Origin of the sequence: Natronosalvus vescus, assembly GCF_023973145.1 — an archaeon.
GTDB lineage: Archaea > Halobacteriota > Halobacteria > Halobacteriales > Natrialbaceae > Natronosalvus > Natronosalvus vescus.
This window is the reverse complement of the sequence record NZ_CP099546.1, coordinates 3,160,101-3,186,308: the sequence shown is the minus strand read 5'-3', so window position 1 is coordinate 3,186,308 and position 26,208 is coordinate 3,160,101. Positions and strand designations below refer to the sequence as shown.

General features: G+C 61.2%; 23 protein-coding genes and 2 pseudogenes. 17 read left to right on the top strand and 8 right to left on the bottom strand.

What is annotated here, in order from left to right:
- Nucleotides 1-1,453: 1,453 nt before the first annotated feature.
- Entirely contained in the window at nucleotides 1,454-2,584 is a 1,131-nt protein-coding gene (gene nirK / locus NGM68_RS15280; RefSeq protein WP_252699094.1) for a copper-containing nitrite reductase, read from the top strand.
- Between the two features lie 37 nt (nucleotides 2,585-2,621).
- Nucleotides 2,622-3,212, top strand: coding sequence for a cupredoxin domain-containing protein (locus tag NGM68_RS15275; protein WP_252699093.1), 591 nt, complete (start codon nucleotides 2,622-2,624; stop codon nucleotides 3,210-3,212).
- Between the two features lie 42 nt (nucleotides 3,213-3,254).
- Here NGM68_RS15275 and NGM68_RS15270 read toward each other — a convergent pair whose 3' ends face one another.
- Nucleotides 3,255-3,596, bottom strand: coding sequence for a hypothetical protein (locus NGM68_RS15270; protein ID WP_252699092.1), 342 nt, complete (start codon nucleotides 3,594-3,596; stop codon nucleotides 3,255-3,257).
- Nucleotides 3,597-3,830: 234 nt separating this feature from the next.
- Between NGM68_RS15270 and NGM68_RS15265 the strand changes: the two genes are divergently transcribed.
- The 6 genes from NGM68_RS15265 (at nucleotide 3,831) to NGM68_RS15240 (ending at nucleotide 10,603) form a co-directional block, all read left to right on the top strand.
- Nucleotides 3,831-4,556 carry an SCO family protein gene (locus tag NGM68_RS15265; RefSeq protein ID WP_252699091.1) on the top strand — a complete coding sequence of 242 codons (726 nt, stop codon included), beginning with the start codon at nucleotides 3,831-3,833 and terminating at the stop codon, nucleotides 4,554-4,556.
- A gap of 2 nt (nucleotides 4,557-4,558) precedes the next feature.
- Nucleotides 4,559-5,101: a TlpA family protein disulfide reductase gene (locus NGM68_RS15260; protein ID WP_252699090.1), complete on the top strand. Its 543-nt coding sequence runs from the start codon at nucleotides 4,559-4,561 to the stop codon at nucleotides 5,099-5,101.
- A 2-nt stretch (nucleotides 5,102-5,103) separates the two neighbouring features.
- Nucleotides 5,104-5,763 (top strand): cytochrome c biogenesis CcdA family protein, encoded by a 660-nt coding sequence (locus tag NGM68_RS15255; protein ID WP_252699089.1) that lies wholly within the window; start codon nucleotides 5,104-5,106, stop codon nucleotides 5,761-5,763.
- Nucleotides 5,764-5,886: 123 nt separating this feature from the next.
- Entirely contained in the window at nucleotides 5,887-7,380 is a 1,494-nt protein-coding gene (gene cyoE / locus NGM68_RS15250) for a heme o synthase (RefSeq protein WP_252699088.1), read from the top strand.
- A gap of 8 nt (nucleotides 7,381-7,388) precedes the next feature.
- Entirely contained in the window at nucleotides 7,389-7,826 is a 438-nt protein-coding gene (locus NGM68_RS15245) for a DUF3054 domain-containing protein (RefSeq protein WP_252699087.1), read from the top strand.
- Between the two features lie 119 nt (nucleotides 7,827-7,945).
- Nucleotides 7,946-10,603 (top strand): acetate--CoA ligase family protein, encoded by a 2,658-nt coding sequence (locus NGM68_RS15240; protein ID WP_252699086.1) that lies wholly within the window; start codon nucleotides 7,946-7,948, stop codon nucleotides 10,601-10,603.
- 126 nt (nucleotides 10,604-10,729) lie between these two features.
- Here the strand turns inward: NGM68_RS15240 and NGM68_RS15235 are convergent.
- Nucleotides 10,730-12,011, bottom strand: a pseudogene (locus tag NGM68_RS15235) (RNA-guided endonuclease InsQ/TnpB family protein).
- 219 nt (nucleotides 12,012-12,230) lie between these two features.
- Here NGM68_RS15235 and NGM68_RS15230 point away from each other — a divergent pair.
- Nucleotides 12,231-12,374, top strand: a complete 144-nt coding sequence (locus tag NGM68_RS15230; RefSeq protein WP_252699085.1) for a zinc ribbon domain-containing protein — start codon at nucleotides 12,231-12,233, stop codon at nucleotides 12,372-12,374.
- Nucleotides 12,375-12,502: 128 nt separating this feature from the next.
- Here the strand turns inward: NGM68_RS15230 and NGM68_RS15225 are convergent, their stop codons facing one another.
- Both NGM68_RS15225 and NGM68_RS15220 read right to left on the bottom strand, forming a co-directional pair.
- A complete protein-coding gene (locus NGM68_RS15225; RefSeq protein WP_252699084.1) occupies nucleotides 12,503-12,964 on the bottom strand; it encodes a pyridoxamine 5'-phosphate oxidase family protein in 462 nt (153 codons plus the stop codon).
- A 186-nt stretch (nucleotides 12,965-13,150) separates the two neighbouring features.
- The gene (locus NGM68_RS15220; protein ID WP_252699083.1) at nucleotides 13,151-13,801 is read right to left on the bottom strand and encodes a helix-turn-helix domain-containing protein; all 651 of its coding nucleotides are present in this window, start codon (nucleotides 13,799-13,801) and stop codon (nucleotides 13,151-13,153) included.
- Between the two features lie 190 nt (nucleotides 13,802-13,991).
- Between NGM68_RS15220 and NGM68_RS15215 the strand changes: the two genes are divergently transcribed.
- A complete protein-coding gene (locus NGM68_RS15215; RefSeq protein WP_252699082.1) occupies nucleotides 13,992-14,408 on the top strand; it encodes a universal stress protein in 417 nt (138 codons plus the stop codon).
- Between the two features lie 171 nt (nucleotides 14,409-14,579).
- On the opposite strand, the gene NGM68_RS15210 is transcribed toward NGM68_RS15215, so the two are convergent.
- Together NGM68_RS15210 and NGM68_RS15205 are read right to left on the bottom strand one after the other, a co-directional pair.
- Complete coding sequence (locus tag NGM68_RS15210) at nucleotides 14,580-14,906, bottom strand: cupin domain-containing protein (RefSeq protein ID WP_252699081.1); 327 nt, start codon at nucleotides 14,904-14,906, stop codon at nucleotides 14,580-14,582.
- Nucleotides 14,907-15,061: 155 nt separating this feature from the next.
- Nucleotides 15,062-15,634, bottom strand: coding sequence for a DUF2238 domain-containing protein (locus NGM68_RS15205; protein ID WP_252699080.1), 573 nt, complete (start codon nucleotides 15,632-15,634; stop codon nucleotides 15,062-15,064).
- A 496-nt stretch (nucleotides 15,635-16,130) separates the two neighbouring features.
- On the opposite strand from NGM68_RS15205, the gene NGM68_RS15200 reads away from it, so the two are divergent.
- The 4 genes from NGM68_RS15200 to NGM68_RS15185 all read left to right on the top strand — a co-directional run bounded on the left by NGM68_RS15200 (nucleotide 16,131) and on the right by NGM68_RS15185 (nucleotide 21,491).
- Entirely contained in the window at nucleotides 16,131-16,766 is a 636-nt protein-coding gene (locus tag NGM68_RS15200; RefSeq protein ID WP_252699079.1) for a universal stress protein, read from the top strand.
- Nucleotides 16,767-17,014: 248 nt separating this feature from the next.
- Entirely contained in the window at nucleotides 17,015-17,395 is a 381-nt protein-coding gene (locus NGM68_RS15195; protein ID WP_252699078.1) for a hypothetical protein, read from the top strand.
- A gap of 126 nt (nucleotides 17,396-17,521) precedes the next feature.
- On the top strand, nucleotides 17,522-18,475 hold the full coding sequence (gene kdgK1, locus NGM68_RS15190; RefSeq protein WP_252699077.1) for a bifunctional 2-dehydro-3-deoxygluconokinase/2-dehydro-3-deoxygalactonokinase: 954 nt from the start codon (nucleotides 17,522-17,524) through the stop codon (nucleotides 18,473-18,475).
- A gap of 205 nt (nucleotides 18,476-18,680) precedes the next feature.
- Nucleotides 18,681-21,491 carry a cation-translocating P-type ATPase gene (locus NGM68_RS15185; protein ID WP_252699076.1) on the top strand — a complete coding sequence of 937 codons (2,811 nt, stop codon included), beginning with the start codon at nucleotides 18,681-18,683 and terminating at the stop codon, nucleotides 21,489-21,491.
- Between the two features lie 89 nt (nucleotides 21,492-21,580).
- Here NGM68_RS15185 and tnpA read toward each other — a convergent pair.
- Nucleotides 21,581-22,028 (bottom strand): annotated as a pseudogene (gene tnpA, locus NGM68_RS15180) (IS200/IS605 family transposase).
- 43 nt (nucleotides 22,029-22,071) lie between these two features.
- On the opposite strand from tnpA, the gene NGM68_RS15175 reads away from it, so the two are divergent.
- The 3 genes from NGM68_RS15175 to NGM68_RS15165 all read left to right on the top strand — a co-directional run bounded on the left by NGM68_RS15175 (nucleotide 22,072) and on the right by NGM68_RS15165 (nucleotide 25,403).
- A complete protein-coding gene (locus tag NGM68_RS15175) occupies nucleotides 22,072-23,388 on the top strand; it encodes a transposase (RefSeq protein WP_252698640.1) in 1,317 nt (438 codons plus the stop codon).
- A gap of 130 nt (nucleotides 23,389-23,518) precedes the next feature.
- A complete protein-coding gene (locus tag NGM68_RS15170; RefSeq protein WP_252699075.1) occupies nucleotides 23,519-24,091 on the top strand; it encodes a hypothetical protein in 573 nt (190 codons plus the stop codon).
- Nucleotides 24,092-24,245: 154 nt separating this feature from the next.
- Nucleotides 24,246-25,403, top strand: coding sequence for a CBS domain-containing protein (locus NGM68_RS15165; RefSeq protein WP_252699074.1), 1,158 nt, complete (start codon nucleotides 24,246-24,248; stop codon nucleotides 25,401-25,403).
- Between the two features lie 87 nt (nucleotides 25,404-25,490).
- Here the strand turns inward: NGM68_RS15165 and radB are convergent, their stop codons facing one another.
- Complete coding sequence (gene radB, locus NGM68_RS15160; RefSeq protein WP_252699073.1) at nucleotides 25,491-26,189, bottom strand: DNA repair and recombination protein RadB; 699 nt, start codon at nucleotides 26,187-26,189, stop codon at nucleotides 25,491-25,493.
- Nucleotides 26,190-26,208: the final 19 nt, after the last annotated feature.

The window sequence follows — 26,208 nt, the reverse complement described above, 5'->3', positions numbered from 1 at the left end:
TGCCACGTTCACGATATCATCGGGAGTGAAAAGAGAGGCGTCACCTCGAGTTGATGCTGCGTGTTCCAAATTGATCGAAAATCCGGATGGGAGAAACAGCAGTAGTGATACTCGAGTTCGGCATCTCGTGGAGGTGTCCACCGGATGTGGTCAGCAGACCGCTCGAGAGCGGTTTTCGAGGAATTTGATGAGGTACCTAGAAGTCATAATTGCCTATTAAGCCCGCAATTAGTGTGCTGTGAGGTGTCTGAGGGTGAACTAGGAACATGGGGCGAAAAACTCGAGCAAGATCACCGTTCTGGAACCGCTTCAGGGTCACGAGCGCGGTCTCGAGGGTACTCGAGTAGGAACTCCCTTCTGGTGAGTTCATCAACTGTGTCCGAACTCGTTGCATCGAGGGCCAAAGCGAAACGACGACAATCCACACACGATTCGACAGTCCAATACGAATCACTGAAACACTCAAGCAATCGCCTCTACCCAATTTATTCCACTGGGGGCGCTTACAACCGTCAATCATCCATCTCGGCTACATACACATCTCCTCAGACCATCGCTGAAAGACCGTCTCGACCACCTCACTCGAGTCCGACACTGGTTCTAAATCTCGACATTCCCCTCGAGACACGCTCGAGTACGGTACGGAACCCGACAGGAACGCGCTCAAACCGACGAAATCAGCCCCCATCTCGAGTAACAACGCCTGATTTTCACCACTGAAACCGATAGACTGCAACCGATTATGAAATATACTTCATCACATTGACTATTCAATCGTGTTACTAATCTGCACTCTCTATTCGCCCCATAGAAGCCTCACAACACCCAATTCCAGCTATAGGTGCCCTCCTGAAGCAGGATTTCATCACCTCATGCAAATGACACCACTACCCACCCCAAATCGATAGACGGAAACCGATTATGAACTCCTCAGGAAGGGGATTTGCCACCCTCGATGAGACGAACTCGAGTCACCCAGAAACTCGAAAAACCACTGAGCACAGACGAGACCCACGAAAAACACATCGCTCGAGCGAATTCGTTACTCCGGATCTACCCCACCTAGTTCAAACGTAGCACGACTGCACAGAGCTATTTGCGGATTCCGTACGCATTTGTCGCCATCTCACGGCTCGCCCTCGGTATCCACTTCCTCGTCGGCGTGGCCGGTTCGGTCGTGTTTGGTATCCACTATATGCAGCGCAGGGAGATAACCCCGAGCCTAGAGGTCGGAGTTATTCACCGAATGACGCAATCTGTTTTCGTTGCAAACTCACGGGCATTCGCACTCCACTCGCTGAAATCGAGTTTTTCGGTATAATGTTGACACCCGTATAACGGGGTGGTACAAATTATTTAAACACCTGTCCGAACACCTCCGGAGGTATTTCCATTCGGCGGGAATCATCTCCACTATTGAACGATCGTCGTAACCTACTCGAGAGTGAGGACAATGACTCACCGAAATACAAACAGACGCCGGTTCCTGCAGGGACTCGGTGTCACTGGTGCAGTTGCAATTGCTGGGTGCATAGGCGGAGAAACGAACGGCAATGGCAATGGCAACGGGAACGGAACCGGCAACGGCGGTGACGAGGGTGGATCGACCTCCGACGCCGTCGAGTCGTTACCTGACGCCAAGGCAGTCGACGTCGATCACATCGCGGCCGATCCAACGGACGTGCCCGGGCCGGTCGATTGGGACGAGCCGCGTACGCACGACCTGACGATTCAGTGCATCGAAGCGACTGCGGAAGTCGAACCGGGTGTCACCTTCGACTACATGACCTACGAGGGCCAGATTCCCGGCCCGATGTACCGCGTTCGCCAGGGTGACACGATCGACCTCACCTTCGAGGTGCCCGACGAGTACAACATCGACATGCACAACATCGACTTCCACGCGGTGTACGGGCCGGGTGGGGGTGCTGAAGCCACGACAATTGCCCCGGGTGACGAGCCCACCCGACTGCGCTTCCAGACAAAGTACCCCGGTGTCCACATCTACCACTGTGCGGTGCCGAACATGGATCACCACATCAGCGCCGGGATGTTTGGTGCGATCCTCGTCGAACCCGAAGACGGACTCCCAGAGGTCGACCGGGAGTTCTACTTCGGCCAACACGAGCTGTACACGAACGGCCAGCCTGGTGAGGAAGGCCACCACAGCTGGGATACCCAGTCCTCGAGGGACGAAGACCCCACCTACGTGCTGCTGAACGGAGAGGCCTACGGCTTCACCCCGAACGGCGCACACGGCCCCGTCACGGCCGAAGTTGGCGAGACCGTTCGCGTGTACCAGGCCGTTGGTGGCCCGAATCTCACCACCGCCTGGCATCCGATCGGGAACGTCTGGAGCAACCTGTACCGCGACGGCGATCTGCTCTCGGATCCCGCACGATACGTCGAAACGACCCCGGTCGCCCCCGGTACCGTCGCCGTCGGGGAGATGGAACTGCACGTCCCCGGCCCTGTCAAGATCGTCGATCACGCGCTCTCGCGGGTCGTCCACAAGGGTGCCCTCGCCGTCATCGACGTCCAGGGTGAACCCAACACCGAGATCTACGACGACAACCCCGAGTAGAATCGCACACAGACCACGGCCGACACGTTTCATCACCATGTCACCGCTCTCCCGCCGTAGGACGCTCGCCCTGACCGGAACCGGCCTCGCATCCGCCCTCGCGGGCTGTCTCGGTACTCTCGAGAGCAACGGAAACGAATCCGAACCGAGCCAGTCCGCTGACGGTACCGGGGAGCTGGGATCGCCGGCCGACGCGGTCGAAGTTCGCGTCACGTCCACCCCGTACCCGCAGTTCATGGCCACGATCGTGCACGTCACCGTCGGCGCCACCGTGACGTGGGTCAACGAAGACGGGCGACACGACGTCACTTCGTATCACCCGGATACACACGGCCCACAGCGGATCCCCGACGAGGCCGAGCCCTGGGCGAGCTCCCAGCTCAGACTCGAGGGACACACGTTCGAGCGGACGTTCGACGTGGAGGGGGTGTACGATTACGCCGACACGCGCCACGTCTGTACGTCCCACGAAGTGGCCGGGGGGATCGGCCGGGTCGTCGTCGGCTGGCCCAACCCCGAGACGGAACCGGGGCTGACTGACCCACAGCCAGCGCTCCCCACTCGAGTGCAGACGGGTATCGATGGGTTCAACGTGGAGACGAAACCCGTCCTCGAGGCGGGGCCGTAGCTCTCTTCACCGATCACGACTCACGCGCGTTCTCTGACCGCCTCAGTCGCCGAAGTCGGCGTCTTCGAAGTGTTCGTTGGCCAGGTCTTCGATCAGGTTCTCGACCGCCGTTTTCGTCTCCTCGTCGATGTCGTTCACCACACCGACGCCGCGCCCACCGCTTTTCGCCGTCGCGAGTGCGTTTTTGTTCAGGTTTCCATCCGGATCGACCACGGGGAGTTTGCAGTCGGTAAAAATCTCTGGCGGAAAACCCGATACCGAGAGGAAGAAGTGGCTCGAGACGTCGCTCAGATCGTCGGTGTGGAAATCCTCGAGTTGCGGGTCGTCCCACTCATCGGTCGTCGTTCCCGAAAACTCGGGTTCGTGTAGGTAGTACGTCGTCATAACGGACGATTTGTCGACTCGATAATTCGGTCTCTCCCTTGTACATTCAATGGGCTGACCGCCGACGACCGGAATCGGCGATGGCGACCGTGGAATCGTCCACCGGGGAAAGCCATCCCGGCACCGGGCAAGCAATCACCCACTCGAGAACGATGCCACGAATATGTTCGTCCCGTCTCCCGCTGCTCGGGAACGAGGAAGACGGATTAGGTGTGAATGAACCTCTATTCACCCATGAACACGCACTCGAGTCCCTCGACGGTGGATAGACGGACGTTCCTCCGGGTGACCGCCGCAACGGCCGTGGCCGGAACCGCCGGTTGCCTCGGGCAGGGGTCGAGTAACGAGAACGTCGTCCTCGACGAGCCGGACGCTCACGAGCGAACGGTCGAGGCCGACGTTCCCTGGCCAATATACGGCGACCGAATTCCAGAAGCGACGGTGCCGGCGCCGCTGCTCGAGCGGTCGGTGACGACGACGGCGTTCACTGGCGAACGGCATACCCTCTTTACGTTCATCTTCACCCGCTGTCCGGGGGCGTGTCCGGGGCTGATGGCCTCGCTCAGACACGTTCAGGACGATTCGATTAGCAACGAGTACGCCGACGAGGTGGCGTTCATGCCGATCACTTTCGATCCCGAATACGATACCCCGGACATACTCGGTGAGTACGAGGAACGCCACGGCGTCGACCGGGAGCTCGATAACTGGTACACGCTCCGTCCCGAGTCACCGGAGCGAGCAACAGAGGTCGTCGAGGAGACGTTCGGCTGTATGTTCGAATCAACGGAGGACGCCGAGTCCGATTCGGAAGGGGAGATGATGGACATGGAATTTATGCACACGACGCTGCTCATCCTCGCCAACAAGGACGGCTACGTCGAGCGGGCATACTCCGGCGACGTTCCGCCACCGTCGACGGTCGTGGAGGACGCCCGGACAGTGGTCGAGGGGTGGTGAGGGTGCGACGACGCGACCTCCTCGCCGGAGCCGCCGCACTCGGTGCAAGCGGGGTCGGGGCCGCGTACGCGACGGGGTACATCGACCCGCTCGGCTTGGCCGCGACGGTCGAACCGATCGAACTCGAGACCATCGACGCTCCCGGAAGCCAAGCTGGGACACTGTCCGTCCCCGAACGTGGCAACGTGACGGTTCTCGAGTTCTTCGCGACCTGGTGTGGCGTCTGCGCCGAACAGATGGAGCCGATGGGGGCGGTGTACGACGATATTGGCCAACATCCCGACGTCCAGTTTCTCTCAGTGACGAACGAACCGGTCGGTCGAACCGTCACCAGATCGGACGTGGCAACCTGGTGGATCGACCACGACGGGCGGTGGTCGGTCGCCCTCGATAACGATCTCGCGTTGACCGAGGCGCTCGACGCCTCGGGCGTCCCCTACACGTACGTGCTGGACGACTCGAATGCGATTCGATACGCTGGCCGCGGCTACAAGTCCGTCGACGAACTCCTGGAGCCGATCGAGCGCGCAGTGGACGGGGTGTGACAATGTTCGGTGGAGAACTCATCGGCACGATACTGTTCGCGCTGGGCATCGGTGTCGCCACGTTCTTCGCGCCCTGTTCGTACGCCCTGTTGCCCGGATACGTTAGCTACTATGTCGCTTCGACGGGCGAGAACAGCCCGCCCCTCGGCGGGGCCGTAGTGCGTGGCCTTGCCGCCGCAGCCGGCGCCACCACCGTGTTGGTGGCCCTCTCGGCAGTCGCGCTCGTGTTCGGCGAAGCGCTCGCACGAGTTCTCCCGTTTCTCGAGTACGGGGTCGGCCTCGCCCTGATCCTGCTGGGGGCGTGGGTTCTCTGGGGCGGAACGGGTTCGATCCACGTCCTCTTGCCCGAGCGGCGCTCGAGTCGCTGGGGCTTCGCCGTCTTCGGCGGGATGTATGCGCTGGCGGCGACCGCCTGCGTACTACCGGTATTTCTCGCGCTCGCCCTTCGATCGGTGACGATGGCACCCCTCGAGACGGCGCTCGTTCTCGGCTCCTATGCTGGTGGATTCGGCGTTCTCATGCTCTCGGTCACCGTGGCAACGGCGGTTGGATACGACGTCGGCTCGCAGTGGACGCGAAACGCCACGGGCTGCATCGTCAGGATCGCCGGGATCGTCCTGATCGCCGCCGGGATCGGACAGCTGTATCTGGCAGGTGCATGAGATGGGACTCCTCCGAAACATGTTCGGGAGAACCATCGGGTGGGCTGGCTTCAAAGCCCGCAGTATGACCCCGCGCAGTCGAGAACTACCGATTCAACGTCACCGATATCTCTCGAGTTCCCTATGACACCCCTATTCACGACACGACGATTCGTAACCGTCCTCACTGCGACTATTCTCACGACCTACGCGCTGATCGCTACCGGCGCGGCGATGACGACGACCAGGGCCGCGTCGTCCTGTTCGACGTGGCCCTTCTGTGGCGGTCTCGAGGTGCTGTCCGGGGAGTTCTTCCTGATCGTCGGCCATCGACTGCTCTCGGTGGTTGCCGGTGTTCTGGTTCTCCTGACACTCGCGATGGCGTGGCGCACGGAGACCTCCTGGCACATTCGCGCGGCCGTCACCGCCGGCTTCGTCGCCTTCCCGATTCAGGTCGGCGTCGGTGCCCTCGTCGTCCTAACGAGTGTTCCCTACGCGACCCAGCTCCATCTCGGAATTGCCACGTTCATCTTCGTGGCGCTGTTGCTCTCGCTCGGCTGGGCACTCGAGGGGACGACGCGGGACTCGAGGACGGTACGTAGTGTCGCTGGGCAGCCAGCCAACTCACCGAGGGTCTCGGAACAGGCGAGTACTCGGCAGTCGAAGGCTGCTGAACCCGGTCAACCACCGGCGAACGAACCTGGCCAACCACCGGCCAACGAAATCCGTCGACAGCCAGCCTCGACCGAACACAGTCTTCTCGAGGCTATCCAAAGCCGAGTGCAGGCGTATCTCGAGTTGACGAAACCGCGGCTCATGTGGTTGCTGTGTCTACTCGCGCTGGCTGGCATTGCGCTCGCGGCGACGACGGGTACGTGGCCCAGCGGCGTCACGATCGTCGCCACGCTGGCCGGCGGCGTGTTGGCGATCGGCGCGAGCGGTACGTTCAACCACGCCTTCGAACGAGATCGAGATCAGCGGATGGCCCGGACGGCCGATCGACCCGTTGCAACCGCACAGATCCCGATCCGGCGAGCGTTGCTATTTGGCGTGGCGCTGCTGTGTCTCTCGATGGTCGTCCTCCTCACGCTCGTGAACACACTCGCCGCGGCGTTGACGCTCATCGCCGTCGCCTACTACAGCGTCCTCTACACCGTCGTCCTCAAACCGAACACGTCCTGGAACATCGCCCTCGGCGGCGGGGCCGGCGCGCTCCCGGCCGTCATCGGCTGGGTTGCGGTGACGGGCTCGATCGGCCTGCCCGCGCTCGTGCTCGCACTGCTGGTCGTCATCTGGACGCCGGCGCACTTTTACAACCTCGCCATCGTCTACCGGGAGGATTACGCCCGAGGCGGCTACCCCATGTTTCCCGTCGTCGCGGGCGTCGCTGCTGCCCGGCGACGGGTTCTCTTGACGCTCGGCGCAACGCTGTTGACGGCCGCGACGCTCACGCTGGTGTCGCCGCTGGGGTGGCTATTTACCGTCGCGATCGTGCTCGCTGGAAGCCTGTTCCTCGCGAGTGCCGTCACCCAGTGTCGCGTCCGAACCGATCGGGCGACGATGCGAACGTTTTACACCTCGAACGCCTACCTTGGAGTTGTCCTGCTCGCGATCGTCGCCGAAGCACTCCTCATCTGATCACGACCATGACCGAGACACTCACCAGCCTCCGAACCGATCCGCCAGACCGATTTCGCCTGCTGTCGACGGTTGCGATCCTCTTCGGAGACGCACTCGTCGTCATCGCGTTCATCGGCGTTGGCTTGCTCTCTCACTCGATCGAGCCCTGGGTGTACCCGGAACACTTGCTCAGAACGGCGACGCCGTTCCTGCTTGCCTGGCTCGTCGTCGGTCCGATCCTCGGGCTGTTCAGCCCCCGAACACTCTCGAGCTATCGCCGGACGCTCGGGCTTATCACGCTCGGATGGATCGCTGCCTCGGTTCTCGGCGGCCTCATCCGCGCGACGTCGTACTTCCCGGGGGGTGCCCCGATCGACTTTATCCTCGTCAACATTGGCTTCGGGTTGCTCTTCGTGCTTCCCTGGCGACTCCTCGTGACGGCGCTGGTTCGGCGCCGCTCCTGAGTCGTCGGGTACGTTCATCCGGTCAGCACCCCTTCCACCGACCGGTGACCCGCCCACGAGCACATGTTCGGACGTAGGGCCATGCTCGAACACAGCGTACAACCACTCGAGCCAGCACGATGTCGCGTTCATACACCTGTCCGGTGTTCCGCCCAGCCGACTGTCAGGGGGCACCCGAGTGCCCGCCGCGGTGTCCCCGATACGTCGCCGAGGACGGAACGTCGTACACGATTTATCCGGTCGCTACCGCCCCGGTCTCCCCCGCAGAGATTCGTGAATACCTGTCGCTCGAGACGCTTCCAGTGGGACTCGAGGCCGACAACTCTCCGGGAGTCTCACAGAGCGGTGACCCTACCGACTTCGTCGCCATCACCGACGGCGTGCCGGTCGGACTCGCCAGCTACGACCGGTCGGCAGCGAGTACCAGCGTAACGGTCGCGGGCGACGCTGACACAGTCGCCGGGACGGAACTCTGTCGACACGTCATCGCCAACGGCGTGGATTCCGGTGAGAAAACGGTTACACTCGAGGCACCGCCGCCGTCGCTCCGTCGGATCGGACGCGAGTATCGTGATGCACTGCTTCGGCGGGAACCGCAGTCGGTGACGATCGACCTCGAGTGCGACGCGGCGACCAGGGCGACGCGCGTTCCAACCGATAGAGCGGATATCGCCGAGCCACAGGATCTTTCATCGCTGGTCGATCCCGTCGGCGTCGCGGTCGTCGGCGCGACCGACCGGGAGGATGCCATCGGCCGACTCGTCTTCGAGAACCTCCGAGAGACGTACGGCGGCAGGCTCGTTCCCGTCACGCCGACCCACGAGACCGTCGGTGGCGTTCCAGCCGTCGACTCACTCGAAGCACTCGACGGTGACGCCATCTCCTTAGCTGTCGTCGTATTACCGCCGGAGCCAGCACTCGATGCGGTCGACGCGGCCGGTCGTGCTGGGATCGAGGCAGTCGCCGTCCTCTCGGCCGGCTTCGGAGAAACTGACGGCGGCGGCACAGAACGTGAGGAAACGCTTTGTGCGCTCGTCGACCGCCACAACCTGACGCTGATCGGGCCGAACTCCCTTGGCGTACTCAGCACCCGAAATGGGCTGAACGCGAGTTTTGCCCCGACCTTCCCCGACGCGGGCACCGTCTCCGTGCTGAGTCACTCCGGGGCGATGATCACGTCGATCCTCGACTGGGCACAGTCTGAGGGGCTGGGCACCCGTGACGTGGTCTCGCTCGGAAACACGGCCGGAATCGACGAGGCAGCGCTGGTGCGATACTGGGGAGCCGACCCCGACACGGACGTGATCGTCGCCTACCTCGAGGACGTCGCCGACGGCCAGGCGTTCGTCGAGGCCGCCAGGGAAGTCGGCCGATCGACCCCGATCGTCGCGCTCAAATCGGGACACACCGACGCCGGATCACGGGCTGCGGCGTCTCACACAGGTGCGCTCGTGGGAGACGACTCCGGGTTCGAGGCAGCGTTCGACGCGGCAGGCATCCGACGTGTCCCCTCCCAGCAGGCGCTCTTCGATCTGACGCGAGCGTTCGCCCAGCAACCGATTCCCAGAGGCGATCGCGTCGCCGTCGTGACGAACGCTGGCGGCCCGGGCGTCCTCGCCGCCGACGCCCTCTCTGCAGCCGGGTTGACGCTCGCGTCGCTCGACTCGAGCACCCGGGAACGGCTCCACGACGGACTCCCGTCGGCCGCTTCGGCGTCGAATCCGGTCGACGTCCTCGGCGACGCCGACGTGGCCCGGTTCCAGACCGCCCTGGACGTCGTCCTCGGTGACGGCTGTGTCGATGCGGTTCTGGTCACAACGACCCCGCATCCGCTCGTCGATCCGTCTTCGCTCGCGACGGCCATCGGGGAGACCGCTCGCCGCCACGGCAAACCCGTCCTGTCGTGTTTTTCCGGTGGGCCGCTCGAGCAGTCCGTCGACGACGCCTTGCTGGCGGCGGGGATTCCGAACTATTCCGACGCGACACGGGCGGCGGAGACGATCGCGTCGATGGTCGCTTACGACCGGTTTCGTCGACGGCCGTACGAGCCCCCGGAACCGGTCGATGCCGATCGGGGCACGGCCACGACGACGCTCGCCGGTGCACAGCTCACCGACTGGACGACCATTGGCGTCGAAGGAATGTCAATTCTCGAGGCGTACGGTGTCCCAACGCCACAGGGATGCATCGTCGAGGATGGCGCCGAAGCCCAAGCCGCAGCGGTGGCCATGGGCGGCGTCGACCGGGTCGCCCTCAAAATCGTGAGTCCAGACATTCCACACAAAACCGACGTGGGCGGGGTCGCAATCGACGTCCCGCTTTCGGCCGTCGAGTCGACCTGTACGGAACTACTCGAGACCGTTCGAGCAACTGTCCCCGAAGCCCGAATTCGCGGCGTGCAGGTACAAGAAATGGCCCCCGACGGCGTCGAATGTCTCGTCGGCGTGACGCGACACCCGCGGTTCGGCCCGCTGGTCACCTTTGGCACCGGTGGCATCCTCGTCGAACAGCAGCAAGCGGTCGACCACGCGCTGGCACCGCTCTCACGAGCCGACGCACGCACGCTCGTCGACTCGAGTCCGGTCGCACCGCTCCTCGAGGGCGTTCGCGGGCAAGAACCAGCGGATACGACAGCCGTGGTCGACGCGCTCGTTCGCCTCTCGTCGATCGCCGCCGACCACCCGGAGCTATCGGCGTTCGAGGTCAACCCCCTGGTCGCCGCGCCGGAGGGGGTGTTCGCGCTCGATTTCGTCGGCGAACTCGAAGATGGGCGATGAACGGGTGGATCGACGACGGCGTGTATCGGCTCGAACCAATGCCCTCTACCGGTTGGGTCGTCGGTTTTGACATCCTCCCGCGCCTGAAGACGCGGGAATCCCGACCGCGTTTGGGATATTTATGGTCTACGAGCCTACGTGTTCTCGCGGTGCAAAGCAGCCGCTCTCGGAATCGAACAGGTGGGTCGATGGCTGTGCCAACCAGCCGTTACTCCTATCACCGCCACCCATAGCGAGATTCGGAGTTACTTTCTGCCGAATATTCTCCGCCCCGTTCACGTCCGCGTTAGCCACCATCCCACACGAATTGCACGCGTACAACCCACGTTCGACGCGATTCGCCTTTCGTGTACGCCCACAACACGAACACGATTTCGACGTGTCACGCTCTGAAACACGTTCAACCGAGATTCCCTCATCTTTGGCCTTGTACTCAAGCATCGACGTGAACCGGTCGAACGCCCACGAGTGCAGGTCCAAGTTGCCGTGCTTGCCCCAGTCCTTCACGTCGCCGTCTTCGTCCTCTCGGATGCCACCGAGGTCTCCGATGGCTATTGTTCAACGTCTTCTTCGACGCAGCGTTCGACGATGTGCTTCGAGAGAGCGTGGAAGTAGTGGGTGCGCCGATTGGCCTTCTTCGCGTTCAACCGCGTGGCCCGTTCGGATGATGTATCGTCACAGCGGGCGATGTGCTTGCTGTGGTAGTAGTCATCCTGCTTCAGGCAGTTCAACGGATACAACTCCGCATGACCGCCCTCGTACGCGAGTGCGGCGAAGTTGTTGACGCCGAGGTCTACCCCCACGGTGTTCTCGCCGGGCGTCTCGGGAATCTCGACTACAAGTTTGCAGACGAGGTGGAGTTCCCACGTGCCGCTGGACGCGTTCCAGACGGTGCGGACTTGCTGGACGCTCTTCACGTCTTCCAAGTCCACGTCCGGTCGCGCCTCGATGTCACAGAGGATGAAGTCGGATCAGTGTTCTTTCAGGTTCTTGCCTTTCGAGAGGCGTACCCTACCGAACTTGGTATCGACTTTGAATCCTGCGGCTTTGAACGTGACCGTGGAACGAGGGTGGTTGTCGTTGTGTTTGCGGTAGCCGGGTGGATTCGCTTTCGAATCCCCGTTTCGACGTTTCCCATACCAACCGTCGAACGCTTCAGCGAGTTCTTCGAGAACGCGCTGACTCGATTGAGAAGGCAAGTCGGCGTAGCGTTCGTGGGTTTTCAGGTAGGTTTTCAGGTCGCCTTCGTCGGGGATGAGGCCAGTTTCGCTCCATACGCGGTCACACGTCCAGCGCCGACGTTCCAGAGTTTACTGGCGGCGAAGCCAAGCGCATCGAGGTCGGGTTGAACCTCTCGCTGATTCCGAATGGAAGCAACGAAGGTTCTATCCACGACCTCTATCGCCATACATAACTTATGTTGACAAGATTACATAACACTAACCATTTTGCGAGCGCGTTGAATATCCTGCCCTGCTGTTATCGGTGGTTCACGTCATCCCACGACGGCGCGTATACACGCCGTAAACGACGTGGTATTGCGCCTGCTCCGCATATAAATGGACCCGTATAGAAGGGGCAAATATCTATCGGGATGGTAGCCGTGTCTGTATATAGAGACCAGCCTATGGAGACCGAATACGAGTTCCGCTGCACTGACTGCGGCCAACAGATCACGGTGAACCCGCCGATTCGAGAGGCCACACTGGCCCACGGCTGCCCGGTCTGTGGCGCACCGGTGACGCCGGACAATTTTTCCCCTTTACAGTAGCACCTGTTTCAGGTCGTCCTGGCGGCTTCCCGTCGAGATACCACTCGACGGCTGCACGCACGGACGCATCGCGACGGGAGAACAGCACGAACAATCAGCACGTGAAACGCACGACACCGCAGCCGAAATCACTCGTCGTCGCGTTCGATAACCGTTCGCCGCCCGCTCAACTCCGTCGGCTCGAACTGATAGAGCTGAATGTTCAGATCCTGCTTAGACTCGCCCCAGATTTCGAACAGCGGGCGCCTCGCCTCGCCGTACTGCTCGATGTGTTCGACGGTCAGTTCACTGGGATCGATCTCCTCGAGCGCACCCACGGCGACGACACTGCCGTAGTTCGTCCTGGCTTCGCGCTCTTCGTACACCACGAGTCGGGACTGTGGGGAGGAGGCGAGAAACTGGCGCTTCTCGCTTTCGGGCGTCGAGACCAGACGAACGTAGAACCTTCGCGCGTCCGCGTTGTAGCCGTACGAGATCGGGATCGCGTAGGGAATATCACCATCAGCAAGCGCTAAGACGCCTGTTTCGTGCCGACTAAGAAAGGCGTCGATCTCCGCCTTCGTCATTTCGGTTTCCTCGGCTAGTGGCATCGTCGTATGCTGAGTGAAAGCCGATGGGGCATTAAACTATTTCCGTTATGATCCGGATGTCAACGATTCGTACGATCACGTCGGCGTTCGCTCGAGCGACGGCCCTCAGAGGGATCGTCGTAGTCACGGCCCCCCGATTGCAGACCCCTGCGGGTGATCGTTGGTTCAATGGTACAACAGTCGCCATCAGGTGTCGCTCTCGAGGATGTCCTCGAGGAGTTTCCGCTGTGCAGCGCCGAGGTGTTCGGTGACGGTCGACTGGGTAATACCGAGTGCATCAGCGATCTCGGTGGCGTTTGCGCCCTTCGGTCGTTCGAAATAGCCCATATCGTAGGCCGTCTGTAACACCTCGTACTGGCGATCGGTGAGCTTTCCCCGGTTGACGAACACCTGTTCTTCCGGCGTTCCCTGAAGCGGTGGCTGGAGGAGTCGCTGGACGTCGACGCCGGGGAACTGCTCCCGGAATTCGGCCATCACCGCCTGTAACTGCTCGAAACTGTCGGCGTGGAAGACGAGCGTGACGTCCCCGTCTTCGGCGGCGTATCGATGGATTGGACACCCGAACGATCCGAGACACGCACAGGGACAGGTGGCGTCCGCCTCGTACGTTCGCCGGTAGAGGTTGCTCGAGCCGTAGGAGAACACCGGCCCGGTGATCTCACCCTCGACTTCGGCGTCGGTCGCGGCGAGAAACTCGGCCGTACTGCCGGCTTCTCCCGGCCGGGCGACGCTCGTCGAGACGTTCTCGATCGTCGTTCCCGTCGTTGCAGCGAACCGTGCGATTGGGCAGTTATTCGGCTCCCCTACTGTTACCGTCGCGCGAATACCCGACGACATACACTCGCTCGTTCATTCGGGCCACGCCGCCTTGAACGTACGGATCGGGTGCCCGAGTGCGATACGTTTGCCGTTCGCGCTTTCGCATTCACCTCGATCGAGTGGCAGTTTCGTTCCGTTTGTATCGACGCTTCACCTCAACGCCGACCCACAGCACCGTATTATGACCGCTGGAATCGAGTGTGCACCCATGTACCGCGTACTGATGGCGGTCGATACGGACGAGGAACGAGCACGCAGACAGGCCGCGTACGTGGCGTCGCTGCCGGAGGCGTCGAACGCCGTCGAGGCAATTATTCTGTTCGTCTTTCACGATGAAGGCGGTGACCTCCCCGACGAACTCCAGCCGTTCAAATCGGCGCTCCGAATCGGATCCGTCCGGCGTGCACGGGAACATCTCGAGGAACACGACGTCGAGTACACGATCCTCGACGAAAGCGGAGATACGGTCGCGGACATCCTCGCAGAAGCCGATCGCTTCGACGTCGACGCAATCGTTCTCGGTGGCCGGAAACGCTCGCCGGTCGGCAAAGCGATCTTCGGCAGCGTCACCCAGTCGGTCATTCTCGAGACAGATCGGCCCGTGGTCCTCACGGGCAGCACTTGAGAGTGAGGTGTCGATTGTCCGTTCCAGTCGCTGTCGACCGCGGCACGCAGCCATCAGTATTGCCGAAACTCGGCCCGTCGTGGTTGGTGACGACGATCGGTCGAATGATGGCGGCGGCTGGACGCTCGAAATGATGACTGTCGGACGGTCGAAATCCGGTACCTCGAGCAGTCAGCGGTACTTCTCGCGGGGCGGCACGAACACGTCGATCACCTCGCCCGATTCGAGTACCTCCAGTCCATGCTCGACGCCCTCGGGGATCGCATAGCTGTCGCCGGCCTCGATGATCGTCTCCTCGCCCGCCACGATCAGCCGGTAGCGGCCGGAGATCACGTAGCCGCTCTGCTCGTTCGGGTGGCTATGCATCTCCACCTCGTTCCCCACCTCAAAGAGCATCTTCGTCACCATCGACTCCTCGCCAACAGCCAGCAGTTCGAAGTTCACGCCGCTGTATTCCCTGGGCTGTGCGTCCGAAGATTTTGTGACCATTTGGGACATTCTAGTTCCGATTCGCCACCGTCAACGATATAATTATCCGGCTGATTGTAACCAATCACAGCAATACCTGCACATTTCTGAAATTGATCCATCGAATCGCTCGCCCGTTATCCACACTCGTCCCGCCACTATTTATCCCCCGTTCCCTCGATGATTCACCGCGCGCTGGCGGCTCCGTCGTCGGTAAAGTTCCCGAGAAATCGATCACCGAAGAGCACCACCATCAATGCGCCAGCGGAGTTCGACACGAGGTCGAGTGCCGTGTCTCGTTTCCCATATTGTATCAACACCGGCTCGAGGTCGAATCGACGGGCGAGAACGTGAATCAGGTACTCGAGCAGTTCCCACAGCAACCCGACGACCGTAACGGTAAGCACGACGGCCGTTTGTGGATCGTTTCCCCGTCGTCGAGCGACGGTGTGAGCGATTCCGCCGAGGATACTCGCGGAGTGAACGTGCGTCAGGGTATCCCACCACCCCACTTCGTCGTACGGCCCCAGCATACCGACGGCGTGAGTCAACAACGCGGTGAGCGCATAGACCCGTTGCCACGGTCTGAACGTAACGGGATACCGTCGCTCGATGAGGTCGGGGAGAAATGATCCGATGAACGCGACGGCGGCGTTGACGATGGCCCCCGGATTTCGATGACGGACGCCGACCGCGAACACGAAGACGAGTGCGCCTCTGACCCCCCACGCTAATCGGCTAGCGATCGGTTCGCTCATCGTTATCGTCCTCCGAAGCGCTGACGGTGGATACGGGGTCTCGTATCTCGTTTCCGGGTACGAGAGGAGAGAAACCGATCGATCATACACTTCGTTCGCGTGACGATCACTTACAACTATCCCGCTTGAAACGTGAGCAGGCTCGATAGGCAACGGGATTGGTACTCGAGTGAAACCAGTCAGTTCACGGCCGTGCCGTATGAGCCGTCGAGTGCCCCGTCCAAACTCTAGCTGGGGGACATCGAATACGACTCGATGGAAACTAGCGACCGCACCGTGACGGTCACCGCGGATAGCGTCGACCTCGAGGGAACCACCCACCTTTTCGAGGAGCCGGGTGCGCTGGAGTCGGTCGCGGGTCACGCCGGAAATGGTTCGCGACGCATCTTCGGTGAGTCGAAAGAGCAGGGGATCGCCGCAACTTGGGCGCTCGAAATAGCATCGATTCCGGCACGTTCGCGGAAGAATCTAAGAGAGTGGAGGGTGACTATGAGGTATGTACCGTTCGATTCTGATTCCGACGGACGGCAGCCACGCCGCGGACAGCGCCGTCGGCCAGGCCTACGAAATCGCCGAGCGGTTCGGTGCGACTGTTCACGTCCTCTACGTCATCGACGTCGATCAGACGAACCCGTTTGAACTCTCGGCGGATCGACTGATCGAAGCCTACGAGGAGGAAGGCAAAACCGTCACGACCGAAACGGCCGACCGAGCGCCAGACGGCATCGACGTCGTGACGGCTATCGAGGACGGAGCGGCTCACGAGCGCATCCTCGAGTACGCCGACGACCACGAGATCGATCTGATCGTGATGGGAACCCACGGTCGCCGCGGCCTCGACCGCGTCATCCTCGGGAGCGTCACCGAACGAGTGCTCCGTCAGGCCCCGGGATCCGTCCTGGTGACCCGACCGTCGAGCGAGGCGGATGTGACCGTCGCCACAGCCGAACAGGCGATCGACCGCGCTCGAGAGGTGGTAGCCGACGACGGCCACGATGACGTCTCGGTTCTCGACGACCCGTACGAACAGGGCCGATACTGGATCGTCCGCACCGAAGGCGACGGCGTCCGATTCAACGTCCACATCGACCGCTCGAGCGGAGAGACCCGTATCGCACGACTCGAGCGGTGAGGGGTCGGTGAGGCCGCTCGTTGACAGCATCTCTGCCATAAACGGCGAGGTTTGGCCTGTTCGCCCATAATTCCCTAAATACATACACTATAGCTTAAAGGTACAGAATTTGGAGTTTCGACCGGTGACGGAATAGGATTGGATGTGTGAGCACAGGTTTCGGTCCAACCAGACTACCACTCGAGCCGAGAGGAGGGGGTCGCTCGTACGGACGTTTTTGTCCTGTCTTCACAAACCACCTGGTAGGGATGGGTCAACATTCAGCGGGAGACGATACCGATCATTCGATCCGCCGTTCCATCGACTGGACGCCAGGACACCTCCTCGTGATCGTACTTGCAACGTTGACGGCCGCCATCCACGGATACATCGGGTTGACGACCGGCGAGACGCAGTTCGTACTCCTCGGGCTCGCCCTGTTCGCGGGCGTCGTCGTCTTCTTCACAGTCTTCTGGCAACCCATCCTCTATCTCGTCGGTGCTGTCTACGTCACGACGCTCCTGGTCGTCTGGGTGCTAAGTGGGATGCAGTTCTTTGCGCTGGGCGTCGTGGATGCCGTCGTCCAACTCGCCCTCGTCGGCACCTTTCTGTACCTGTTCGTCCTCGAGCGACGCCACGCGTCGTCCTGAGGCGAGCGCACCCACACAGACGCAAGGTGGAAGCCCACGACGTCAGTCGTGGTTAACTGGCAATGGAACCATCGCGACCGCCAGGGGAGTGGTCCTATTATAGCCATAGTTGGTGTCGGCTTCGACATGGGAGCGATCGTCACTTTCGGCGAGACGATGCTTCGACTCTCACCGCCCGACCAGCAGCGACTCGAGTCGGCGACCACGCTCGAGGTCGTACCGGGCGGTGCTGAAAGCAACGTCGCGGTTGCCGCCGCATGTCTCGGGAGACCAGCCACCTGGCTGTCGAAACTTCCGAGTTCTCCGCTGGGTCGTCGGGTGGTCAGTGAACTGCGCCGGTACGGCGTGACCGTCGAGGTCGTCTGGACAGAGTCGGGTCGTCAGGGCACCTACTTCCTCGAGCGCGCCGGCCAGCCTCGTGGGACGAGCGTCATCTACGACCGGGCAAACGCGGCGGTGACGAGCGCGACCGCGGACGAACTCGCCACGGAGACTATTCGAGAGGCGGAGACATTTCTGACCTCCGGCATCACGCCCGCCCTCTCCTCTACGCTCGAGCAAACGGTCGGTGACGTACTCGAGATCGCACAGGTGGCCGGCGTCCAAACCGCATTCGACGTCAACTACCGGAGCACATTGTGGACACCGGCCCAGGCTCGAGACACGCTCGAGCAGTATTTCCCCGCAATCGACGTGCTCATCACGCCAGCCCGTGACGCGCGAAACGTGCTGGAACGTGCCGGGGACGCCGGGACGATCGCCACAGATCTTGCTGAGGAGTGGGACTTCGAGACGGTCGTGATCACCTGTGGAGCCGACGGCGCGACGGCCTACGCGGACGGCACCCTCGTCGAACGGCCGGCGTTCGAGACTGAGACGATCGACCCGATCGGCACCGGCGACGCATTCGTCGGTGGGTTTCTCGCCAGCCGACTCGAAGATCGCTCGCTCGGAACCGCCCTCGAGTACGGTGGTGCTGTTGCTGCGCTCAAGCGAACGATTCCAGGCGACGTGGCGGTCGTCACTCGAGCGGAGGTCGACAGGGTTGTCGAGGGTGACCACGCCGTCATCGCTCGCTGACCATCGCCGGATAGCAGTGTGATCGATACGGGAACGGTACTCGAGCAAGCCGCCGGATAATCGACTGAAAACGGTGCAATAGGTGGTGTCGAAACCCGTCGGAAACACGTGAGGCGACGGACTCATTACTCGATCGGCATTGCACTCGAGCCCCGAATACCGCCACTCACCCGGTGTTTAACACGGTAGCCGGTGTGAAACGTTCGTGTCGCGGCAAGACCACTCCGAACAGCACCTCCCGGAGCAATCGCCAGGAGAGGACTGGCATTCGATCCCGCTCGAGACGGTCTACGACCGCCTATCCACTTCGGAGTCTGGACTCGATCGCAACGAGGTGCGAGAACGCCTGGAGCGCGAGGGGCCAAACGAGGTCGAGGCCGAGGAGGGGATCTCGCCGCTGACCATCTTCCTCGAGCAGTACAAGCCGGCACTGATCTGGGTTCTCATCGTCGCTGCGGCGGTGATGGCGGTCGTCGGCCATACGATTGACGCCGCGGTGATCGCGGGCGTGGTCGTCTTCATCACCGTGTTCGGCTTCTTCCAGGACTATCGCGCAGAGCAGAGCATTCAGGCGCTGGCCGAACTCTCGACGACGTACGCCCTGGTGCGACGCAACGGCGAAAAGACCGAAATCGATGCCACGACGGTCGTCCCGGGTGACGTCGTGTTCGTTGGATCGGGTGACATCGTCCCGGCGGATGCCCGTCTTATCGAGGAATCGAACCTCAGCGTCGACGAGGCGGCACTGACTGGTGAGAGTGCCGGCGTCTCGAAAACCGTCGGATGGGTCGACTCGGCCACCTCGCTCGCCGAGCGGACGAACATGTTGTACAAGGACACCGTCGTCCAGCGTGGCTCCGGGGTGGCGGTCGTCGTCGAAACCGGCCCGGAGTCGGAGATCGGTCAGATCGCGACGGCCCTCGAGCAAGCCGAGGATCGCGACACGCCGTTTCAGTCCGAGATGGATCGCCTCGGAAAACTGATCGCACTGGGCGTCGTCGGCATCGTTTCGGTCATAGCGATCACGGAACTGGTGCTCGGCGATACGCCGCCGCTGCAGGTGTTTTTGACGGCGGTCGGCATCGCCGTCTCCGCAGTTCCCGAGGGGTTACCAGCGGTCGTCACGCTCTCGCTAGCACTGGGTGCCCGTCGGATGGCCGAGCAAAACGCCCTGGTTCGCCGCCTGCCGATCGTCGAGGCGCTCGGCTCGGTCGACGTCATCTGTACGGACAAAACGGGGACGCTCACCGAGGCGGAGATGACCGTCACGCGCCTCTCCACCAACCGGCAGCGCTACGAGGTGACCGGCACCGGCTACGCCACCGACGGAACCTTCCAGCAAGATGGCGATCCTGTCCATACCGACGAAGTATCCGACATTCTGCGGTGTGGGATGCTCTGTAACAACGTCGATCAGGGGACGCGCGAGCGGGACGGCGACGATTCAGATGGCGACAGAGAACGGGATCGAACTTACCTCGGAGACCCCACCGAAATCGCGCTGTTCGTCGCCGCACAGAAAGCCGGGTTCGACCATCGGGAACTCGAGGAAGACTACCCGAGACTCAGTGAGGTCGACTTTACCTCCACACGAAAGCGGATGACGACCGTGCACCGAACGCCGGACGGTGAAACGGTCGCATACACGAAAGGCGCACCGGAGACGGTACTCGAGCGGTGTACCCACGAACAGGTTCAGGTCGACGGAGACCCGGTCGAACTGACCGACGAACGACGGGCGGAACTCGAGGACGAGCGCGACGAATTCGCGAACGACGCGCTTCGGGTAATGGGGTTCGCGTATCGACCCGACGTCCCCGACGACCAACTCGAGGCAGCCGACGAGTCAATCGAACAGGAACTCGTATTTCTGGGCTATCAGGGGATGCTCGACCCGCCACGCTCGGAAGTGCCTGGGGCGATCGAGGGCTGTCTGTCCGCCGGCATCAACGTCGTCATGGTCACCGGCGACAACGCCATCACGGCTCGAGCAGTCGGCGAGGCGGTCGGGCTCCGGTCGACGACGGTGGTCACTGGCCCGGAACTCGAGGAGATCGACGACGACCGACTGAGCGAACTCGTCGACGACGTCGACATCTTCGCGCGAACATCGCCGGAGCACAAGACGCGGATTCTCAAAATGCTGCAAGAGAAGGGCCACACGGTGGCTATGACCGGCGACGGCGTCAACGACGCCCCGGCGGTGAAAAACGCCGACGTCGGCGTGGCGATGGGGATTCGGGGAACGGACGTCACCGAGCAGGCCTCGGACATCGTCCTGCTGGACGATAACTTCGCGACGATCCGGAACGCCGTCCGGGGTGGACGACGGATCTTCGACAACGTCCGCAAGTTCGTCAACTACCTCCTGTCAGGCAACGGCGGGGAGGTGACGATGATCTTTACGGGCACGCTGGCCGGACTCGGCCTCGTGATCACGCCGATACAGATCCTCTGGATCAACGTCGTCACCGATGGGATTCCGGCGCTTACGATGGGGGTCGACCCGGCCGCCGAGGACATCATGGAGCGCGATCCACGCCCACCGGGTGAGGGGGTCATCACGAAACGCATCGTCACGTCGATCGTCGGCATCGCGTCGTTCATGACGATCTGTCTGCTGCCGCTGTTTACCCTCAACTACTTCGGAAACGTAATTCCGGGATACGACCTGAGTGGAGCGCTCTTGGGCTGGAACCCGGGCTACGAGCCCAGTCGAGAACTCGCCCAGACCATGGTGTTCACCGGGTTCGTCGTCTTCGAAATCGTGCGTATCCAAGCGATCCGCTTCCGGTACGGGCTCGGCGTATTTTCGAACCGTTGGCTCATACTCGCCGTCGCAATCGCGGTCGCCCTCCAGTTGCTCGTCCTCTATACCGCAACCGGACAACTCCTGTTCAGCGTCGAGCCACTCGGAGTCGTTCACTGGGCACAGATCGGCGTCGCGACGCTCGCGTTTTCGCTGTTGATGGCAGTCTTCGTGAAGGTGCAGGATCGACACTTCGATCGGTACTGACTCCGTTAGCGAGATAGGGGACAGTATCTAAAGATAACAGCGAGAGTTCCACGGGTCACCTGACCCGTGGGTGAATCGCGTACGCTCGCCTAATGTTCAGTATCCTCGATATACCGACGAACCACGTCCTCGGAAACTGCACCCGTTGTTCCGACGTAGTAGCCATCCTTCCACAGGTCACTTCCCCAGAAATACCGCTGTTTGAGTTCAGGATGACGCTTGAGAACCGTTCGTCCCGAGTAACCTTTGAATTGTTTCGCTATCTCGGCAGGACTCCATTTCGGGCCGGTCTTCACGAACAAGTGAACGTGGTCGGGGGCAATCTCCATCGACACAATCTCGTGACCGAATCGCTCGGCAGTTCCTTGGAACAATTCCGCAAGTTCGTCTCGAACGAACTCCAACATCTCGTGTCGGTACTAAGCGGAGCGAAGCTCCGCGTGGTACGCAAAGCTCTGCTTTGCTTGACTTCGGGCACCACACGAAATGATACTTACACAGACTAATCGAATGTGCATGACTCCTGTATTCTCCCATCCTAATCCCCACTTTTATTATCATTTGATTCGATAGTCAAGGTATGGGTATCGAAGAAGTCACGAAGACCGCACGCACTCGACTCTGCATAGAGTCTGGTGAGCGGTCGTGGCTCAAAGATGCCCGCTTCACCGCACGAGACATCGCCAACGACACACTCCGACTCAAACAAGACGGATACAACCGTACTGAGATTCAGAAGGAAGTTGACCGCGATGACTTCCTTCGGAACAACAAGTGCGCGGTCGTCGGGAAAGCCCTGCAAGCGTGGGATTCCTACAAAGAACTCCTCAACTGGTGGCACGACCAAGACAACACTCACGTCGGAAAACCGTCGCCACCCGCCACGGACAAGAAAGGAGCCTACCCACTTGTCATGGCGCACACCGAAGGCTACCGCCTCACCTACAACGACGAGGATGACCGGGTTCAGTTCCGTGTGAGTCCGAAGCCGTACAAGAAGGTGAAAGGGCACCTTCGAGGGCGACCGGAAGACCTTGCGTTGATTGGGGAATCCTTGACGGAGGATGAGTGGTCGTTGGGACAGGCTGAACTTGTGTACCGAGATGGCGTGTACTACCTACACGTCACGGTTAAAACAGAGGTTGAGGTGCCTGAACCCGAAGACGCTGACACTCTCGTCGGCGTCGATATTAACGAGCGCAACATCGCTCTCACCGCTCTTAATCGTGAGACGATGGACACGCTCGGAACACTCGTGCTTGACTACGGTACGGTGAAAGCCGAACGCCAACGCTACCACACCATCACGAAACGCTGTCAAGAACACGGCCAACACTCCATCCATCACCAACTCGGGGAGAAAGAAGAACGCTACACTGAGTGGGTTCTTCACCGGCTGTCTCGGGTTGTGGTGGAGTTCGCCCAACAGTTCTCGAACCCAGTTATCGTGTTCGAGGACTTGAGTGGGATTCGAGACGCCATCAAGTACGGTACGTACATGAATCGGCGTCTGCACAAACTCCCGTTCCATAAGTTCGAGAAGCAGGTTCGCTACAAGGTGACGTGGAATCAGATTCCGTGTGAGACGGTTGAGTCGCCGTACAACTCGAAGTCGTGTTCGTGTTGTGGACACCGTGGCTACCGTCAAGGTCGGCGGTTCCGGTGTACGAATGATTCGTGTGAGGTTCAGCAAGACCATGCTGACCGGAACGCGAGTGTGAATGTGGCGTGGCGAGCGTGGGCGAAACATGCTGGTGTAGATGTTGAATCAGTTAATTACCGGACTCGCAAAACCCAACCGTTTGTTCGGAAGGTGAGCCTGTCTGGGTCGGGGCGCTCTGTAAACCGCCCATCCTCATCCCGCGACATCGTGTCGCGTGGAGTGCTATCGGCATAGGCTGAGGGAACAAGAAAAGCCACGGGTCACCCGACCCGTGGTCGTTTACCCGATTTTCAGCGTTGATGCATACGCATAGTATTTGCTCACGAACCGAGACTTCATTTCAACACCGTTCGACAGAATACGTATGAATTCGAATCCGGAGTCTCCGAGTGCACCACGAACCGGCGTACGGGGAAGCTGGGATCGACTCGTTGGCCCGGATACAACGCGGGCAGAGAATTGGCTCATTCTCGGGTTCGCAGTTGTCTTTTCCGGCACGGTTTTCGTCTACTCGCAAGTGGCCGCACTCGGCTGGAACACGTTACAGATTGCGATCGTTCTGGTGATCAGCCTCGATATTGCAGGTGGGATCATTGCTACGACGACGGTCGCGGGAAGTCGGTGGTGGCACAGGCCGTCACACCGTCGACGGGCACATCTCCAGTTTATCGCTCTCCACGTTCATCCGTTCATCCTGGCAGCGGTATTTCCCCTTCTGACGTGGACGGAAACCACGATAGCGTATGGTTTTCTCCTCGGCAGCGCGGTCATCGTGCTCGGTGTCCCAGAGCGTCTCCGCCGACCAATTGCAATGGGTCTGTTTGCAATTGGGTTACTCCTGGCACTGTACGTCGTGAACCTCCCACACGGCCTCGAATGGTTCCTTCCGTTACTCTACCTCAAACTACTCCCCGGCCATCTCGTCCCCTCAAACTGAGTGGTCACTCGAGAGAGCGACCGCTGTACGGCTCTTGAGCTCCGTCAGCCGCCACTTCCTCACGAACTCGTAGCCGTGTCTGTCGCGTTCCCGGCAGCATATCCCGCAGGTCGGTACGTTAAATAGTCCGGCCGGAGTACGTCCACGCGGAACGATGAATATCGCTGATATCGCCACCACGGAGTATATCGAAGTCGACGTCGGTACGCGAATGGGGAAAGTCCGTTCTACCTTCGAAAACGGCAACCCGAAAGGGCTGATCGTCACCGATGACGGAGACTACGCGGGCGTCATCAGCGAGCGAGAGGTGCTCCAGTCTCACGTCGAAGACGACGCGAAAGTCGGTGCGTTGATCAAACCGAGCCGGAACGATCCGTCCCCGAAGGTCGACCGAAACGAGGACATTCGGGAGGTCGCCCGAATGCTCGTCGAGGGGAACACAAAGGTTGCGCCGGTGTTCGAACACGACGAGCTCTGGGGCGTCATCACCGAAGACGACCTGCTCACCGCCGTCCTCGAGAACCTCGACGCGCTCACCGTGGCCGATATCTACACCGACGATCCGATACGCCTCGCCGAGGACGACGGTATCGGCAAGGCGATCAATCACCTGCGCGAACACGGCATCTCCCGGCTTCCCGTCGTCAACGAGAACGGCTACCTCACGGGCGTCGTCACGACCCACGACATCGCCGACTTCGTCATCCGCGAAAACGAGCGCATGACGACGGGCGACCGCGTCGGCGACAACGAGCGGATGCTGGACGTCCCGATTTACGATATCATGAACAGCCCCGTGGTGACGACGACGGCGGATGCGACCGCTCGAGAGGCTGTCGAGACGATGCTCGAGCACGACTACGCCGGGTTGGTCGTGACGCCCGACGACGACGACCGGGTCATCGAGGGCGTCGTCACGAAGACGGACGTCCTCCGAGCGCTGACGTTCACTGAGGAAGAGCACATGGACGTCCAGATCACGAACATCTCGCTCATGGACACCATCACGCGGGAGTCAGTCGTCCAGAGCATCGAGCAGGTCGCCGACAAGTACGCCGACATGCAGGTTCACCACGCACACGTCCGGTTCCACGAGCACAAAGAGAAGCTTCGTGGCACCCCACTGATCCAGTGTCAGATTCGACTCCGGACGAACAAGTCACAGGTAGCCGGCTCCGGCGAGGGCTACGGCGCTGAAAACGCGTTCCGTGTCGCCCTGGACAAACTCGAGCGAAACGTCCTCGAGCTCAAAGGCGTCCGCAGCGACGAGGAATACCGCGGACAGCTGTTACGAAAGCTCAACGAACTCTAACTCACCAGACCGGCGTCGAAGCTCCGCTCCGGGTGGTACACCTCCATAACACCGTTTTCTGCCAATTCATGCGCTCGTTTAGCGACGCTATACAGTCCTCTCGTCGCTTCCTTCGACGCCCGAGCCGGTGATCCGAAACGTGACCGATTCGCCGGCCGCCTTCGACCGGTGTTTGGTCAGCGTCGCCCGTCGGTTTCCGCCGCGGAAGCGCTCGAGGCGGACGACGACGCCGGTCCAGTGCTCCATCGTGTTCCCCCCGAGCGGACGCGTCCGGTCGGAGTCGGGGTCGGCGTACACCTGATTCGTGATCACGACCGCGAGGTCGTGTTTGCGCGCCAGCGAGAGCAGGTGGGTGATCTGACTGGTCACCTGTCTGAGCGCGTCGCCGGCTTCCCCGTCTTCGCCTCGCTCGAGTCGGTAGAAGCCGGTTGCGCTGTCGAGGACGATCAGGTCGGCCTGCGTCGCGAACTCCTCGGCGTCCCTGACGGCCTCGGCCTGCTCAGCGAAATCGTAGGCGTCCTCGATGATGATCCGCGACGCCACGGATTCGACGTCGTCTGTGCGGGCCTGAAGCAGCTGTTCGAACCGGTCGACGGAAACGCCCTCGGTGTCGATGTAGACGGCGGTGCCTCCCGCCGCCGCCGTTTCGACGGCGGCAGACAGCGCCAGATTCGTCTTCCCCGCAGCCGGTGGGCCGTACAACTGCGTAACGGCACCGCGTTCGAACCCGCCCGACAGTAACGCATCGACCGGGCTACAGCCGGTCGGAATCGACTCGTCGTTCACAGTCGTCGTTCGAACGTAC